The organism is Arthrobacter alpinus (assembly GCF_900105965.1).
GTDB lineage: Bacteria > Actinomycetota > Actinomycetes > Actinomycetales > Micrococcaceae > Specibacter > Specibacter alpinus.
The window spans coordinates 3,219,431-3,236,077 of sequence record NZ_FNTV01000001.1 but is presented as its reverse complement, the minus strand read 5'-3'; the positions used below and the strand labels follow the sequence as shown (position 1 = coordinate 3,236,077).

Here is a 16,647-nt window from a genome sequence, read left to right as displayed (position 1 = left end):
GTCATTCTATCCGCGGCGGCAAAAGACGCTACGCCAACGCCAGCAGAATACCCACGGCGATGAAGAGGATGCCGAAGACGCGGTTCAAGATCAGCTGGCCGCGCTCACTGGCCGTGACGTTTTTGAGCTGCTTGGCGCCGGCGGCGAAAATGAACCACATGACGATGATGTCAATGACAACAACTGTGGCTGTCAGGATGACGTATTGCGGCAGCAGCGGCTCATTGGGGCGGATGAACTGCGGCATGAACGCCAAGAAGAATACGATCGCCTTGGGATTGAGCAGGTTAACCCACAGCCCGCGCCGGAACATCGAGAAGCCGGACTCAACAGGGGCAGGCGAGTCCCCGGCGTCGACCTTCTCAGCCTTGGCAAGCAGCTTCCGGACACCCAAATACACCAGATAAGCGGCGCCCACGTAGCGGATCATCATGAACAGGAAGGGTGAATTGGACACAATGATGCCCACACCCGCCGCCACGATGACCACATGGACAACCAGCGCCAGTTGCTGGCCCAGGATGCCCCAAATGGACCGGCGGAAGCCCGAAGAGAGCGCGTTGGACATGGTGTTGATGGCGCCTGCGCCGGGAGTCAGGCTAATCATGGCGCCGGCACCCGCGAGGGCAAGCCACAGTGAGAATTGCACCCGCCTAGTTTACGGGCGTGCACATGCCAATAGCCGCATAGGCGGACAAAGCATGTTTGTGCAGGGCGGTGTCAGGCGCGGGCGACAATCTCCCCATTGGGCATCAGGAACCAACCGTCTTTGGCGGCGCCCCATGCCCGCCAACCCGCAGAGATCCTGGTCAGTGTAGCCGCGTCTGCAAAACCGTAGGCCACGGCTTGTTCGGCAAATGCCGAGCCCACGGTTCGGTCCGCCCAGACGGCGGCCAACCAGGCCCGTTGTTCCTCCGTGGCATACAACCAGTTGGCGCTCGACGGCGTGACGTCGCTGAATCCTGCGGCCTGGGCCCAGTGGAGCAAGCGTCGCCCGGCGTCGGGTTCCGCCTGGTTGTGCCGCGCCACCTGCTGATACAGCGCCATCCACTCCTCGAGTTCCGGCAGCTGCGGGTACCAGGACATGCCATGAAAATCGGCGTCGCGGACGGCCACGATGCCACCCGGTTTCGCGACGCGGCGCATTTCACGCAACGCCTCCACCGGATCCGTCAGGTGCTGCAACACCTGGTGTGCGTGCACCACATCAAAGCTGTCATCGGAGAAGTCCAGGTTGTAGACATCGCCGGTCTCAAAGCTGAGGTTGTGCAGGTGGCGCTCTCTGGCCAGCACTGTTGCCGCGGCCACCACCTCGGGTGCACGGTCCAACCCCAGGACCTCGCCGGGAGCAACCAGCTGGGCGAAATCGGCCGTTATGGTGCCGGGACCCGAACCCACGTCCAGCACCTTGAGCCCATGACTGAGGTGCGGAATCAGATATGCCGCGGAATTTACGGCCGTGCGTGAGGCGTGCGACCGCAGCACGCTCTCGTGGTGTCCGTGTGTGTAGACGTCGCCTTGTTCTTGACCCGTTTGATCGCTCATGCATGGAGCGTACGCCCGTCGGAGCGGCAGCGGCCAGAGTTTCTTGGAGAGTGGACGGCCGTCATCCACGCGTCCGTCCCCAACACACCTCCGCGGGAGGTGACGCGGGGCACTGAAACCTGCCATCCGGCGTCGATCTTGTTCGCCCAACGTGAAAGTTGAGTCAACTACGCTCAACTTCATTTGACAACAAAACGAGCCTGAGTAAAGTTGAGTGCAGAACGCTCAATACCGCTGGTTGAGCGACCCGACCACCATCCCGGTGACGGACAAGTTCACGCAGCGGCTCATGAAAGGAACCACTTATGTCACGTGCCGTAGGTATTGACCTCGGAACCACCAACTCTGTTGTATCCGTCTTGGAAGGTGGCGAGCCCACCGTTATCGCCAACGCCGAAGGTGGCCGCACCACCCCCTCGATCGTTGCCTTCTCCAAGTCCGGCGAAGTACTGGTCGGCGAAATCGCCAAGCGCCAGGCCGTCAACAACATCGACCGCACCATCGCTTCCGTCAAGCGCCACATGGGCACCGACTGGAACGTCGACATCGACGGCAAGAAGTACACGGCTCAGGAAATCTCCGCACGTATCTTGATGAAGCTCAAGAACGACGCCGAAGCATACTTGGGTGAGAAGGTCACCGACGCTGTTATCACCGTCCCGGCCTACTTCAACGATGCTGAGCGCCAGGCCACGAAGGAAGCTGGCGAAATTGCAGGCTTGAAGGTGCTGCGCATTGTCAACGAGCCCACCGCGGCTGCTTTGGCTTACGGCTTGGAAAAGGGCAAGGAAGACGAGCTCATCCTGGTATTCGACCTCGGTGGCGGAACGTTTGACGTTTCCCTGCTCGAAGTTGGCAAGGACGAAGACGAGTTCTCCACCATTCAGGTTCGCTCCACCGCCGGTGACAACCGCCTCGGCGGCGACGACTGGGACCAGCGCGTTGTTGACTACCTGCTGAACCAGCTCAAGGTCAAGGGAATCGACCTGTCCAAGGACAAGATCGCCCTGCAGCGTCTGAAGGAAGCTGCTGAGCAGGCCAAGAAGGAACTCTCCTCGGCCTCCAGCACCAGCGTTTCCCTGCAGTACCTCTCCGTGACCGCTGACGGTCCGGTTCACTTGGACGAGCAGCTGACCCGCGCCAAGTTCCAGGAACTGACCTCCGATCTGCTCGAGCGCACCAAGAAGCCGTTCACGGACGTCATCAAGGAAGCCGGCATCAAGGTTTCGGACATCGATCACATTGTGCTCGTCGGCGGATCCACCCGCATGCCCGCCGTTTCCGAACTGGTCAAGGAATTGGCTGGCGGCCAGGAGCCCAACAAGGGTGTCAACCCGGATGAGGTTGTGGCCGTTGGTGCCGCACTGCAGGCTGGCGTTTTGAAGGGCGAGCGCAAGGACGTTCTGCTCATCGATGTCACCCCGCTGTCCTTGGGTATTGAAACCAAGGGTGGTGTCATGACGCACCTGATCGAGCGCAACACGGCCATCCCCACGAAGCGTAGCGAGACCTTCACCACCGCTGATGACAACCAGCCGTCAGTGGCCATCCAGGTCTTCCAGGGCGAGCGTCAGTTCACCCGTGACAACAAGCCGCTGGGCACGTTCGAGCTGACAGGCATTGCGCCTGCTCCTCGCGGCGTCCCGCAGGTTGAGGTCACCTTCGACATCGATGCCAACGGCATTGTGCACGTGTCCGCCAAGGACAAGGGCACAGGTGTTGAGCAGTCCATGACCATCACCGGTGGTTCCTCGCTCTCCAAGGAAGACATCGAGCGCATGGTTCGCGATGCTGAAGAGCACGCTTCCGAGGACAAGGCCCGCCGCGAGGCAGCAGATCTGCGCAACAGCGCCGAGCAGCTGCACTACTCGGTGGACAAGGTTCTGGTCGACAACGATGACAAGCTTTCCGACGAGGTCAAGAACCCCGTCAAGGAAGATGTCACAGCGCTCAAGACCGCTCTTGCCGGCGATGACGACGACGCCGTGAAGGTTGCCTTCGAGAAGCTGCAGGCTTCACAGTCCACGTTGGGTGAGGCCATCTACGCCGCAGCCCAGGCTGAGGGTGCAACGGCCGACGCCGGAGCTTCCGAGGGTGCCGACGCTTCCGCTGCCGACGAGGACATCGTTGACGCTGAAGTTGTCGACGAAGACGCAGACGAGAAGAAGTAAGCATGTCTGAGTCCGTAAACCCCGAAGAGGGCAAGCCGGTGGATCCAGTGGATCCGGCGGCCGAGCCTGCCGAGACCAATGGTGATGCACTCTCCCAGGCCGAGGAAATTCTCAACGGTGTTGAGGTTCCGGCCGACGAGTCAGTCGCTCAAGGTGTTGAGGTCGATGAGGCCGCCGAGTTGAAGAATGACCTTCTTCGCTTGCAGGCCGAGTACGTCAACTACCGCAAGCGTGTTGAACGGGACCGGGCAGTAGCCGGGCAGATGGCCGTCATTGGCGTCCTGAACTCGCTGCTTCCCGTCCTGGACGGCATTGATGCTGGGCGTACCCATGGCGACATTGTCGATGGCCCGTTCGCGGCAATTGCAACCAAGCTGGAAGCAGCCTTGGCCACCTATGGACTGGAAAAGATCGACGCCACAGGCGTTCCTTTCGATCCGACCGTGCACGAGGCGCTCATCCAGCAGCCTTCGGCAGAGGTGGAGATTGACACCGTCAGCCAGGTGCTGCGCAATGGTTACAAGTCCGGTGAGCGTATTCTGCGCGCCGCACAGGTAATCGTGGCCGTACCGGAGTAACAAGTCCTTGGGTCGGGCGCCCGGAACTGGGTGCCCGACCCTTAGCATCACCCACAAACTTTGGAAAGGAGACGTCTTGGCAAGTCAGGACTGGGCAGAAAAAGACTTCTATAAGATTCTTGGGGTATCCAAGGATGCTACCGAAGCCGATATCAAAAAGGCCTACCGAAAGCTGGCCCGCAAGTACCACCCGGATACAAACTCCGGTGATGCGCAGGCGGAAAAGACCTTCAAAGACGTCTCCGAAGCGTATTCCGTGCTCTCCAGCAAGGAAGATCGCGAACAGTATGACGCCATCCGCGCCATGGGTGGCGGTGCCCGCTTCAGTGCAGGAGGCACCGGACACAATGGCGGCGGTGGCTTTGAGGACGTCTTCGGCGACCTCTTCGGAGGTGGCCGCAGCACGCCCCGTGGCAACCCCGGTTTTAGCGGTTCAGGCCTCCCGCCGGAATTTGCCGATTTGTTCGGCGGCGGAGGTGGCGGCGGAGGCGGTTTTGGCGGCTTCCAGCCCCAACCCACCAAGGGTGCAGACCGTAGCGCCAGTACCACCATTTCCTTCGGCGGCTCCATCAACGGAACCAAGATTGCGCTGCGCGAGCCCAACGGCGACGTCATCGATGTTCGCATTCCCGCAGGCATCAAGGACGGGCAGAAGGTCCGCGTCAAGGGCAAGGGCCAGCCCGGCGCTGCAGGCCCCGGCGATCTGATGGTTACGGTCAAGGTCAAGCCGCACGACTTCTTTGTCCGCGACGGCGACAACATCCGCGTCCACGTACCAGTCTCCTTCCCTGAGGCAGCCCTCGGCGCGGATATCAGCGTCCCCACGCTGGCCGGCGATACTGTGCGCCTCCGCGTGCCTGCCGGAACGCCGTCGGGCCGTACCTTGCGCGTCAAGGGTGCTGGTGTGAAGACGAAGAAGGGCGACGGCGATCTGCTGGTCACGATCGACGTGGCTGTTCCGCAAAAGCTCAGTCAAGAAGCCGAAGAAGCCGTTCGTGCCTTTGCGGCAGCTACGGCAGACGGCAACCCCCGCGCTGCGCTGGCGGACAAAGCTAAGTTGTAGGCGCCATGATCGTCGATCCCTACTCACCGATTTTCGTGATCTCCGTGGCGGCCGAACTGGCCGACATGCATCCTCAAACCCTGCGCCAGTACGACAGGCTGGGGATTGTGAAACCCAGCCGGGCACCCGGACGATCGCGGCGGTACTCGCAGCATGACGTCAGCATGCTCCGAGAAGTTCAGCGCCTCTCGCAGGAAGGCGTTTCACTTGAAGGTATTCGACGCATCATGGAGCTTCAGAACCAGGTCGATGCACTGCGATCAAAGGTCATGGAACTCAGTGAACAGCTTGAAGCCGTAACGGCAGAAATGGAATCGCGGCCGCCACGCACCAACAGCCGCGTGTTCGCGGCGGGCCTGATGGGCGGGGACATTGTGGCCCTTGCCCGGGGCCAGCGCCCGCGCCCGCGCAGCCAGGCCATGGTGGTCTGGCGACCAAAAGCCATATCGCCCAAAAAGAAATAACGTCCAAGAGGCGGCCCGATAAAAATATCGGGCCGCCTCTTGTCTGCCCGGGACATTCACATTATTGAGGCTCTCCCGCAGAAGCGGTCCTCCAGCACTGCACTGGCGAAGGGGTGTGGGCTTGAACGGCCGCATCCCTTCGCCAGTGCTGCAGGGGCCAGCTGATCTACTTGTTGTTGCCGTGCCCCTGGCCGTTATCATGACCGTTGCCGTTGCCGTTGCCGTTGCCGTTGTTGTTGTGGGGGTTGTTGCCCTGGCCGGGGGTCTTGATGCCCGCGGCGTCATCCTGTGCCTTGATCACTGCCTTGGTCCAAGCGAAGTTGGTGGGCGAGATGGTGTTCTCGTTCCAGGCCTTGCCATCGCGGTCAATTGCATAGACGAAGGCTCCACCCTTCTGGCCGCCCGTTGGCTGCCACAGCGCGTAGTCGCGTGCCCGGCTGGTGGAGAAGGCCTCTTCGCTGAAGGGGCCTGCGGCATCGTTCCAGTTGGTGCGGTCCTGCTCCTCGGGGAAGGAGAAACCAATCAAGAACTGGCAAGAGTTGATCTTGTCGGCGAAGGTGCTCCAGGTGTTCTGCATGCCGGTGATGTTGCGACCGTAAGCCTGCAGCAGTACGTAGGAGAAGTTGTGCGAGACGGCCGAGAACAGCGGCGTCGACCCGGTCTGGTTGGTGTCAAAGATAAACAATTTGTCGGTGCCGGACTTAGGGCCGATTAGCTTGCCCAGAGCGTTGAAGATGCCGATCGAACGGGTGAGACCGTCGCCCTGCGGGTACGACTCGACATCGACGTCAATGCCATCGATCCCGTAGGGAGTGACATAGGTATCCATGATCCACTGGGCATACGCGGCGTAGGCCTCGTCATTGAGCGCCACATCGGCCTTGGCGAACTGGTCGATCCACAGCGTGTAAACAACGCGTGTTCCCTGTTTGTGCAGCTTCGGAACGTAGTGCTTCCCCAGGGTTTCCCAGTAATCCGTGTCCTTGGTGGCGCCGGCGTCAAACACCATGGCCACGTCGACACCCTTGGGAATCTGGTCCATCGAGATGACGTTCTTGTCAGGCAGGTTGGAGTTGGCACTCTCCGGCACGGTGGTGTCCCGCCACGTGCGGTAGTAGGCCATCATGAGCGGATCGCTCTGGCAGTGGGCCATGCTGCCCACTGATGTGGAGGGTGCGGCGTCTTTGGCGAAAGCTGGCGTCAGCATCCCGGCGCTCGTTAGTGCGGATATTGCGACGATGGCGGCTGAGCCGATGAGGCGGCGTTTAGTGAACATGACTTCCCTGTCGTGTTGTAGTACCGAGTGGTGCGGGTGCAGTATCGCTTTACTAAAGCGATATAGCGATGGTAGTTGGCGACCTTCGATATGCCAAGGGTCACATGGAAAATGAGAGCGAACATGACGGACCTCCGGGCCGGCTGGCTCGGCCCTGTGTCGGTAACGGCAGGAATAGGTGTCGATTTAGCATGGTGCAGGATTGGGCTGTCCAGCTCGGCGCAGGCGTATTTTGTTCGCCTCATGGAACATTCAACTAAAACGATTGACTAGATCGTCCGCTAACGATAGCTTTGACTCAGAATCTCGGGTGCTGCGAAGTCCTTCGATGTTGCGCAGTTCATGAACGAGGACATTTTGACGGAGTGCGGGCTCGGGCGGGAACCTCAGATACCTTCACGCTAAATGTGGTCCGGGGCGGTTCGCTGCCCCAGACTTGACCATCTGCGGCGTCGGATATTGTGGTGTCGGGTGCAGTTGTAGTATCCGCGTTGGCGTACTTATTGTTTTTCTCCAAGACCGGAGAAAGCCGGTTTATGGAGCATGAGGCTGAAATTACCTCAGCAGATGAGGATCAACAGATGCCTAAAGCAAAGCGCGTGACCATCACGGACATTGCAAGGTTGGCCGGAGTGTCACCTGGCGCGGTTTCTTTCGCCCTGAATGGTCGGCCCGGTGTCAGCGAAGAGACTCGCCGCCGCGTCCTTAGTATCGCGCAGGAGCATCAGTGGGTGCCCAGTTCCGCTGCTCGCGCCCTGGTTGGGTCGCGGGCCGGTGTGATCGGCTTTGCCGTGAACCGCTCGGCCAGCACACTCGGCACGGAGGCGTTCTTCACCGACCTCATCGCCGGCGTGCAGTCCGCTCTGGCTGAGTACCGCATCGCGATGCAGATGGTGCTGGTCAGCTCCATCGAGGAGGAAGTGGCTACTTACCGCCACTGGAGCAGCTCCAACCAGGTGGACGGAGTCATCGTGATCGACCCGCGCGATGACGATCCCCGGCTCGCGGCCCTGCAAGAGATGTCTCTACCGGCGGTGGTTATTGGCAGCCATACCTCCGATCCCGGACACCCTGCCACGATTTGGCTCGATGACAGCCAGGTTGCACACACGCTTTTCGACTACTTAGCCGCACTCGGACACCGCTCGATCGCTTTCGTCTCCGGTCCGGCAGAGTTCCAGCACACGCGGATGCGCATAGAGGTCCTTGCCGCCTTGAGTGAGCGTGGCGTCAGTGGTGAGGTGATCGCGACGGACTTCTCTCCAGCGGCGGCAGCAGCGACCATGCGCCGTCTTCTCAGCCGCGCGGAGCGACCAAGCGCGGTCGTTTTTGACAATGACATGATGGCCATTGCCGGCCTCCGCGTTGCCCAGGAGATGCGCCTGTCTGTGCCGGCGGACCTCTCCATCGCTTCCTTTGACGATTCAGTAGTCGCCGGGCTGGTTCGCCCCTCGATTACCTGCATCACCCGTGACACCTTCGGCCTTGGCTCGGATGCGGCGGACTTCCTCCGGGAGCAAATCGACGCTGGGGAGGTGCTGCCGGATCGGATGGGCGCACTGCCACAGCTCACAGTTCGTGAGAGCACGGCAGCGCCGAGCTGATATTCCGCGAACAGTGGGGCGAGGCGGTGCTCCGCGACGCCCCACTGAGCGGGTCGGACCCTTTGTCAGGCGGGGACGATGGTGTTCTGGGAGGAGTACTCCAACCCGCGGGTTACGGCGGGCCGGAGTAGTTCTGTGATGCCGCGTGCGGCGAGGGCCTCGGGCTTTTCGGCATCCAGGGAGGTGACGAAGGCCGGGTTGGCGCCGGCGGTGCAGGCGTCCACCCATGCCTGGAAGATCGAGCCGCCGGGGCTCATGGCGCCTCGACTGATCGGCGTTTCATTTTCGTCAATCTCTATGACGATGCCCAGCGTGCGCGCCGGATGCGCTTGCCGCTCGCGCAGTTCGGGGATGAGTTCGGCGAAGCGGCGGCCGATCGGCTTGATGTTGCTGTCCTGATCGACGAGTCCGAGTGTGTACTCGAGTTCGGGGAAGTCGGCGAGCTTCCGGCTGACGTCGTGCGAACACCACCAAGTCACGCCCCACAGGTTCTCTGTCTGTGCGGCGGAACGCAGCGTGGCCTCCAGAAACCCTGGTGTCTCTTCCAAGGTGAGGCAGTTGGACGGCGCCCCAACCTCCTGTAGCCAGATGGCGCGCTCCGGGTCTGTGGCGAATGCTCGAGCAAGTTCAATCATGTACTCTGCGTGACGGTCTGAGGCGATGGAGCGGCCGCCATAGCGTTGTGCGGTGCCGTTGAAGATCCAGGAGTGCACGGTGCTCATGGCGCCCAGGCGCGAGGCGTGCACCGGGGTGAATCCGTGCCCGTCCATGTACCAGGCGGCGTCATACTCGCTGTGCACATGCTCCTGGTTCGGCGCGGATGCCTGGGCGGCGTCCAGCAGGGTGGTGATCCAGTTCGCGGCCTGGTCTGGGGTCACAGGCCACGGTGAGGGGTGGTTCGCCGCCGAGAACTGGTTGGTCTCGTTGCCCAGCGTGAAGCCAAGGAAATTCTTCGCCCCGCCGATCCGCTCGCCCAAGCGGGTTACCAGTTCCACCTGGCCGCTGAGGGCCTCCGGGTGGGTGAACATGTTCTTGTTGTGCCAGGTTTGCAGCCAGGAGGGGACAAAATCGAAGCTCGAGAGGTGTCCCTGAATGACGTCGACGCTGGCATCCATGCCAAACTCGGCGGCTACGTCCACCATGGCGCGGACATCGTCAAGGGCCTTTTCCCTGATCAGTGTGCGGTTCGGCTGCAGCAGTGTCCAGAGCGGGAAGAGTCGCACATGGTCCAGGCCGATCTCGGCCAGCCCCGCGAAGTCGCGACGCACCTCGTCAAGATCCAGCTCCATCCATGCGTGCATCCAGTCGGTTTTTGGCGTGTAGTTGGCGCCGAAGCGCAAGGGGGTGGTGAGGCGAGTCATCGTGTTCCTTCCAGGGAATCGTTGCCGAGCGAGTCTCATTCAGTACTAGACGAGCCGGAGTTCGGTGTGGCATGCTATGTTCACTATATCGTTTTAGTAATGAATTGTGATAGCCGCCTCTGGCAGAGCCGCGGCACCTGGACCACTTCGAAGGGGAACCGTCCATGAAGATTCGTAACATTCTCGCAACAGGCATCGCGGTGGCAACCGTGCTGGCTCTCAGTGCCTGCACGGGCGGCACAGCCGCACCAGCTGGTGACGCTGCCGGGGACGGCAAGATCGGTGGTGAGATCACTTTCCAGACCTGGTCATTGAAAAACGACAAGTTCACGCCGTACTTTGAAGGAGTCGTTGATGCCTTTGAGAAGGCAAACCCCGGCACCACCGTCAAGTGGATCGACCAGCCCGCTGACGGGTATGAGGACAAGATCCTGCAGCAGGCCGGGTCTGGAGAACTTCCCGACGTCCTGAACCTTCCCCCGGAATACGGCTACTCGCTGGCCTCGGCAGGGCAGCTGCTCGATCTGTCCAAGTCCTCAAAGGTGTTGGGCGACTATGTGGAGGGTGGCGTGGACGCCTACACCTACGACGGGGTCGACGGATCCTTTGGCTTCCCTTGGTACCTGGGCACCGAACTGAACTACTGGAACAAGGCACTGCTCACCAAGGGTGGCGTCGACAAGACACCCACAAACGTGGATGAGATGCTCGACGCGGCTGGGAAGCTCGCCGGTGCCGGCATCCAGTCCATCTCCGACGTTCCCAGCCCGAAGTCCCTGCAGAGCCTGGTCTCGGACGGCGGCGACACCCAGGACGTCTACGTCGACGGCAAGTTCGTATTCAACACCCCGGCGGCCGTGGCAGTCATCGAACGCTACGCGGAGCTGTACAAGCTTGGCGCCGTCTCGCCGGAGGCCCTCCAGGGCGCCGGCACCCTGAACTCCAATATCACCAACTTCAACAAGGGAACCGTCGCCTGGGCCACCGCCGGACCCAATTACATCGACAAGGACATTGCCGTGAACGCGCCCAAGCTCCTGCCCGATGTTGACGTCACCAACGGCTTCGGCAACCCGCCGCTGTTTGTGCAGGGCATCAGCGTGTCCGGCAAGTCGAAGAACGAAGCCACGGCGCTGGCTTTCGCTGAGTTCCTCACCAACACGGAGAACCAGATCGACTTCGTCAAGCTCGCCGTCGGCTTCTTCCCCGGAACCATCGAGGCCAACAAGGACGTCTCGGTGTTTGCGGAGAGTGCCAAGAACGACATGCAGAAGACGGCGAACGAGCTGGCAGCGTCGCAGATGAGCGACGCGCGCATGTTGGGCGCGCCCCAGTTCACGGAAGCCATGAACAACTACGCCCAGCAGCAGATCGCACTCGCGGTCAAGGGTGAGATCTCGGCCGAGGAAGCACTCACGAAGTCAGTGACCTATGCAGAGCAGAACGTCGTCGACTAATAGTCGGCAACGGACGAAGGGGCAATAGATAACCATGAGACGACAGAACTGGTACACACCATATTTGCTCGTAGCGCCGGGCGTGATCTGGGTGTTTGTGTTCGCCCTGTGGCCGTTCCTGAACACGATTGTCCTCGCGTTCACGGATGCACGCCCACTTCGTCCCGCAGCGTTTGTGGGGCTGGCAAACTTTCAGAAAATGTTCGAGGATGAGCGGTTCAGCTACGCGCTGACTACCTCGATTGTGTATGTGATCGTCTGCGTTCCGCTGCTGACATTCCTGCCCCTGCTCCTCGCGCTCCTGGTGAACAGCAAGGTGCCGGCAATCGGATTCTTCCGCACCACCTTCTATTTCCCTGTGATTGCATCGGCGGTAGTGGTCGCGATTGTCTGGGAGTTCCTGTTCTCGGGAAGCGGCACCGTCAATTCGGCCCTGAGCTACTTCGGGCTTGCCGACCGTCCCATCGAGTTCCTCTCGGACCGGTGGCTGCTGATCGGGTGTGCAATCGGGCTGACGGTGTGGAAGGGGGTGGGCTACTACATGGTGGTCTACCTTGCCGCCCTCGGCAATGTCGGGCGAGAGCAGCATGAGGCTGCCGCGATGGACGGTGCCGGACGCTGGCGCCGCTTCTGGGCGGTGACGGTTCCTGGAGTGCGCGGGCCGATGATGCTTGTTTCGGTCCTGGTCTGCGTGGGCGCCATGCGGGTTTTCACCGAGCTCTATGTACTCTCCCACGGATCGGGGGGACCTGGTGGCCAGGCAATGAGCATGGTCATGATGATCCAGGAAATGGGCAAGGGCCTCAACGGGCAGGTTGGGTACGCCTCAGCCATCTCGCTGGTCCTGTTCCTGCTGACGCTCGTGCCCCTGTCGATCGTCGCCGTCGTCAACAATGGCGAAACCATCAGGGACGCCCTGGCCAGCCGGCGAGCAGCCAGGCTCGCCAAGCGGACCCCGGCCCCCACCTCGGTGGTTGGTGCCGCGGTGCCCGAAGTTGCAGTTGAGGACTTGAAGGAGCTTGTGCGATGACCATCAAGACGTCCAAACATGACATGAAGATTCCCCGCGAGAAGGCGTACCGCGCACGCGGCTCGGCAGACATCATGAAACCGTCACTGGGTGGTCTCATTGGCAAGTACGGGCTCCTGCTCGGCGTGCTCGTGATCATGGTGTTCCCGTTCCTGTGGCAGCTGTCGACATCGCTGAAGGGTGCCGGCGAGAACATCTACGACTTTCCGCCGTCGCTCATTCCTGCGGAGCCCACCCTGGCCAACTACGGTGAGGTTTTCCGCACCATCCCCGTGCTCGACTACGCGTGGCATTCCCTGATCATCGGCGTGGGAACAGTTATTACCAACGTCGTGTTTGCGACTCTCGGTGGCTACGCACTGGGGACGATGAAGTTCCGCTTCAAGTGGGTCATTCTGGCCATCTTCTTCTCAACCTTGCTGCTGCCCGGCGAGGTAACGTTGACCAGCCAGTACCTGACCATCAAATCGCTCGGACTCGCCAATACCCTGTGGGGCGTGTTCCTGCCAGGTGCAATCGCTGCGATCAATGTGCTTTTGATGATGGCGGCCTGCCGGATGATCCATCCGGACACGCTGGATGCGGCGACCATCGACGGCGCAAACACCATGCAGCGGCTGCGCCATATTGTATGGCCGAACATTCGCGGCATGGTCTCTGTTGTGGCGCTGTTCTCCTTCATTGGTGCATGGGATGACTTCCTTTGGCCGCTCGTGGTGCTCTCCGACCCTGCGAACTACACGCTCACGGTGGGGATGCAGTACCTCAACTCAAACTTCGCCGCCAATCCGCGAGTCATCGCGGCAGGGACAATGATCGCACTTATCCCGATCATTTTGCTGTTCGCAGCGCTGCAGAAGCATTTCTTCCGCGGCGTGGAAGAAGGTGGAGTCAAGGGCTGATGGGGCTTCGGTTCCCCTGGCCCGTCACTTGGTTTCGCCGGCGGGTGTCGATTCCGCCAGACATTGTTTTAGACTCTTTTACTAGAGCGTTTTAGTAACTTTCAAGCCCCGGGAGAATCATCCATGCATGACGACACAGCACTCACGATCGGACGCGTTAAACGCGTACTCGAGGAGCGCATCCGCCCTGCCGTCCACTCGGCATCAGTGCCCTTGACGATCGAGTGCCACGAACTGCCAGGCGAGCCGATCACCCCTGTCGAGGGCCTCGCGCTCGAATACACACCTGCGCGGGTGGGTGACGACTGGGGCCCAGCGTGGGGAACCACGTGGTTCCGCCTCACCGGGGCGGTTCCGGCAGAATGGGCCGGGCGCCGCGTTGAGGCCTTGATAGACCTCGGCTTCGACGTCAACATGACCGGATTCCAGTGCGAGGCGCTTGCCTACCGGCCCGATGGCACCCCGGTGAAGAGCCTCAACCCGCGCAACCAGTGGCTGCCCATCGCCGACGCCGCCGAGGGTGAGGAGCTGGTGGAATTCTTCCTGGAGGCCGCAGCCAATCCCGTGCTGCTTGACTACCACCCCTTCCTCCCCACACAGGAGGGTGACATCCTCACCTCCTCAAAGGACAAGCTGTACCGTGCGCGCCGGATGGACCTGGCCGTCTTCGAGCCCGAGGTCTTTGAACTTGCCCTGGACCTCGAGGTGCTCTTTGAGCTGCAGGCCGAGCTTCCCGCCACGGCGCCGCGACGCATGCGCATTCTGCAGGCCCTCGACAACGCCCTCGATGAGCTTGACCTGCAGCGCATTGTGGAGACTGCAGGGGACGCCCGCGCCCAGCTTGTCGAGGTGCTCGCCTCCCCGGCCGACGCCAGCGCCCACCGCATCTCGGCCATCGGCCACGCCCACATCGACTCGGCCTGGTTGTGGCCGCTGCGCGAGACGGTCCGCAAGGTGGCCCGAACATCGTCGTCGATGGTTGCACTCCTGGATGAGCAGCCTGAATTCCAGTACGGCATGTCCAGTGCTCAGCAGTATGCGTGGCTCAAGGAGCACCGCCCCGAAGTGTTTGAGCGCGTCAAGGCAGCCGTCGCCGAGGGCCGCTTCCTGCCGCTGGGTGGCATGTGGGTTGAATCCGACACAGTCATGCCCACCGGGGAGTCGCTGGTGCGCCAGTTCTCCCACGGTCAGCGGTTCTTCGAGCGCGAATTCGGAATCCGGTCCAAGGGCGTCTGGCTTCCCGACAGTTTCGGTTACTCCCCGGCACTGCCCCAGCTGATGCGTCGAGCCGGCTTTGAATGGTTCTTCACGCAGAAGATCTCCTGGAACCAGCAAAACGTCTTCCCGCACCACACCTTCCTGTGGGAGGGCATCGACGGTTCGCAGATGTTCACGCACTTCCCGCCCATGGACACGTACAACTCGCAGCTTTCGGGCATGGAGGTGGCCAAGGCGTCCCGACAGTTCAAGGAAAACCGCGTGGCCACCAGGTCCATTGCCCCGGTTGGCTGGGGCGACGGCGGCGGCGGCACCACACGCGAAATGGTTGGCCGTGCCGCGCGCATGAACGACCTTGAGGGCAGCGCCAGGGTCGAATGGGAGCACCCGGACACGTTCTTCGACGCGGCCAAGGCCGAGCTTCCGAATCCCGCCGTCTGGGTGGGGGAGCTGTACCTGGAACTGCACCGCGGCACGCTCACCAGCCAGCACGGCACCAAGTCGCGCCACCGCTGGGCCGAGCACGCACTGGTTGAGGCAGAGCTGTGGGCCACCACGGATGCTGTGCGCAACGGTGCCGCCTATCCGCAGGAGGAACTGGATGAGCTCTGGCAGCAGGTCCTGCTGCATGAGTTCCACGATATTCTGCCCGGCACCTCCATCGCGTGGGTCCATCGTGAAGCTGTCAGCGTCCTGGAGGACGTCATCGCACGGGCACGGGCCATCTCGGATGGTGCACGCCGGTCGCTCGCGGGCGAGGGCGACCGGGAACTCGTGTTCTCACCGGTCTCGGTGGCGGGCCCGGCACCCCTCGGTGCCACAGCGCCCGCAGCATCGACCGATCAGGTCTCGCTGGACACCTCTGGTGACCACCTCGTCCTGGAGAACGGGCTGGTCACGGTGCGCATCTCGAACGAGGGTCTCATTGTCTCCGCCGTCGATCGAAGCACCGGACGCGAGGCTGTGGCCGAGGGTCAGGCCGCGAATCTCCTGCAGCTGCACCAGGACTTTCCCAACATGTGGGATGCCTGGGACATCGACCGTTACTATCGCAACCGGGTCACCGACCTGCGCGAAGTCACCGGCATCCGCTCACGTCTGGTTGAGGGCACGGCCGAGGTGGTCATCGAGCGTGCATTCTCCCAATCGACGGTCACACAGACACTCACGTTGGCCCCGGGGGAGCGAACCCTGCGCATCGTCAACGACATTGACTGGCAGGAGACGGAAAAACTGCTCAAGCTGGCATTCCCGCTGGACGTGCAGGCCTCTCATACCGAGGCCGAAACACAGTTTGGCTTCCAGTCCCGGGTGACGCACACGAACACCAGCTGGGAGGCTGCGAAATTTGAGACGTCGATGCACCGGTTCGTGTTGGTGCGTGAAAATGATTTCGGTGTGGCTCTCGTCAATGACTCCATCTACGGATATGACACCACACGGGACGTCGACGGCGACTCGGTCACCACCACCGTGCGGCTGTCGCTGCTTCGTGCGCCACGCTTCCCCGATCCGGACAGCGATCACGGCCGGCACGTGATTAGCACAGGAATGGTCATCGGGGCGGGGCCGGCAGAGGCCACTCGTGCGGGCATCGAACTCAATACGCCCCCAACAACTGTGCGTGGCGGGCAGGATGTCGCCCCATTGTTCACACTCGAGGGTGAAGGCATCATTGTCTCGGGCGTGAAACTGGCCGACGACGGCTCAGGCGATGTCATTGTGCGCGTCTATGAATCCCTCGGCCGTCGCACCACAGGCACCATCACGGCGGACTTCGAGCACCGTGAGCTGCGCGAGGCAACGCTCATTGAGGATCCGCTTGAGGACGCTCGCATCGGTGGCGAGCTGTTCCTGCGACCCTTCGAGGTCCGCACTTTGAGGGCAGTGCGCTAGCCGCAACCCTGCCGGTGTGGGCCAAAGCAAACGGCGACCGCTCAGCGAAAGTGCTGAGCGGTCGCCGTTTTCTGCAGATTCT

Annotated in this window: 13 protein-coding genes; 9 read left to right on the top strand and 4 right to left on the bottom strand. The window is 61.6% G+C overall.

The window, feature by feature from the left end; all coding sequences use genetic code 11:
• Positions 1-28: 28 nt before the first annotated feature.
• Complete coding sequence (locus tag BLV41_RS14775; protein WP_074712299.1) at positions 29-649, bottom strand: LysE family transporter; 621 nt, start codon at positions 647-649, stop codon at positions 29-31.
• 71 nt (positions 650-720) lie between these two features.
• Positions 721-1,545, bottom strand: coding sequence for a class I SAM-dependent methyltransferase (locus tag BLV41_RS14770; RefSeq protein ID WP_074713349.1), 825 nt, complete (start codon positions 1,543-1,545; stop codon positions 721-723).
• A 305-nt stretch (positions 1,546-1,850) separates the two neighbouring features.
• Here BLV41_RS14770 and dnaK point away from each other — a divergent pair, with 305 nt between their 5' ends.
• The 4 genes from dnaK to BLV41_RS14750 all read left to right on the top strand — a co-directional run bounded on the left by dnaK (position 1,851) and on the right by BLV41_RS14750 (position 5,821).
• Positions 1,851-3,716 (top strand): molecular chaperone DnaK, encoded by a 1,866-nt coding sequence (gene dnaK, locus BLV41_RS14765; protein ID WP_074712298.1) that lies wholly within the window; start codon positions 1,851-1,853, stop codon positions 3,714-3,716.
• A gap of 2 nt (positions 3,717-3,718) precedes the next feature.
• Positions 3,719-4,294, top strand: a complete 576-nt coding sequence (locus BLV41_RS14760; RefSeq protein ID WP_074712297.1) for a nucleotide exchange factor GrpE — start codon at positions 3,719-3,721, stop codon at positions 4,292-4,294.
• Positions 4,295-4,370: 76 nt separating this feature from the next.
• A complete protein-coding gene (locus tag BLV41_RS14755; RefSeq protein WP_074712296.1) occupies positions 4,371-5,357 on the top strand; it encodes a DnaJ C-terminal domain-containing protein in 987 nt (328 codons plus the stop codon).
• A 5-nt stretch (positions 5,358-5,362) separates the two neighbouring features.
• Complete coding sequence (locus BLV41_RS14750) at positions 5,363-5,821, top strand: heat shock protein transcriptional repressor HspR (RefSeq protein WP_074712295.1); 459 nt, start codon at positions 5,363-5,365, stop codon at positions 5,819-5,821.
• 166 nt (positions 5,822-5,987) lie between these two features.
• Here BLV41_RS14750 and BLV41_RS14745 read toward each other — a convergent pair whose 3' ends face one another.
• Positions 5,988-7,097, bottom strand: a complete 1,110-nt coding sequence (locus tag BLV41_RS14745) for an EndoS/ChiA family endoglycosidase (RefSeq protein WP_074712294.1) — start codon at positions 7,095-7,097, stop codon at positions 5,988-5,990.
• Positions 7,098-7,678: 581 nt separating this feature from the next.
• Here BLV41_RS14745 and BLV41_RS14740 point away from each other — a divergent pair.
• The gene (locus tag BLV41_RS14740; protein WP_074713348.1) at positions 7,679-8,701 is read left to right on the top strand and encodes a LacI family DNA-binding transcriptional regulator; all 1,023 of its coding nucleotides are present in this window, start codon (positions 7,679-7,681) and stop codon (positions 8,699-8,701) included.
• A gap of 65 nt (positions 8,702-8,766) precedes the next feature.
• Here the strand turns inward: BLV41_RS14740 and BLV41_RS14735 are convergent, their stop codons facing one another.
• Positions 8,767-10,062 (bottom strand): glycoside hydrolase 5 family protein, encoded by a 1,296-nt coding sequence (locus BLV41_RS14735; protein WP_074712293.1) that lies wholly within the window; start codon positions 10,060-10,062, stop codon positions 8,767-8,769.
• Positions 10,063-10,226: 164 nt separating this feature from the next.
• On the opposite strand from BLV41_RS14735, the gene BLV41_RS14730 reads away from it, so the two are divergent.
• The 4 genes from BLV41_RS14730 (at position 10,227) to BLV41_RS14715 (ending at position 16,565) form a co-directional block, all read left to right on the top strand.
• Positions 10,227-11,519: an extracellular solute-binding protein gene (locus BLV41_RS14730; protein ID WP_074712292.1), complete on the top strand. Its 1,293-nt coding sequence runs from the start codon at positions 10,227-10,229 to the stop codon at positions 11,517-11,519.
• 34 nt (positions 11,520-11,553) lie between these two features.
• Positions 11,554-12,549: a carbohydrate ABC transporter permease gene (locus tag BLV41_RS14725; RefSeq protein WP_074712291.1), complete on the top strand. Its 996-nt coding sequence runs from the start codon at positions 11,554-11,556 to the stop codon at positions 12,547-12,549.
• Positions 12,546-13,451: a carbohydrate ABC transporter permease gene (locus BLV41_RS14720; RefSeq protein ID WP_074712290.1), complete on the top strand. Its 906-nt coding sequence runs from the start codon at positions 12,546-12,548 to the stop codon at positions 13,449-13,451. Before BLV41_RS14725 ends, BLV41_RS14720 begins: the two co-directional genes overlap by 4 nt.
• Before the next feature lie 123 nt (positions 13,452-13,574).
• Positions 13,575-16,565 carry an alpha-mannosidase gene (locus BLV41_RS14715; protein ID WP_074712289.1) on the top strand — a complete coding sequence of 997 codons (2,991 nt, stop codon included), beginning with the start codon at positions 13,575-13,577 and terminating at the stop codon, positions 16,563-16,565.
• The last annotated feature ends 82 nt before the right edge of the window (positions 16,566-16,647 follow it).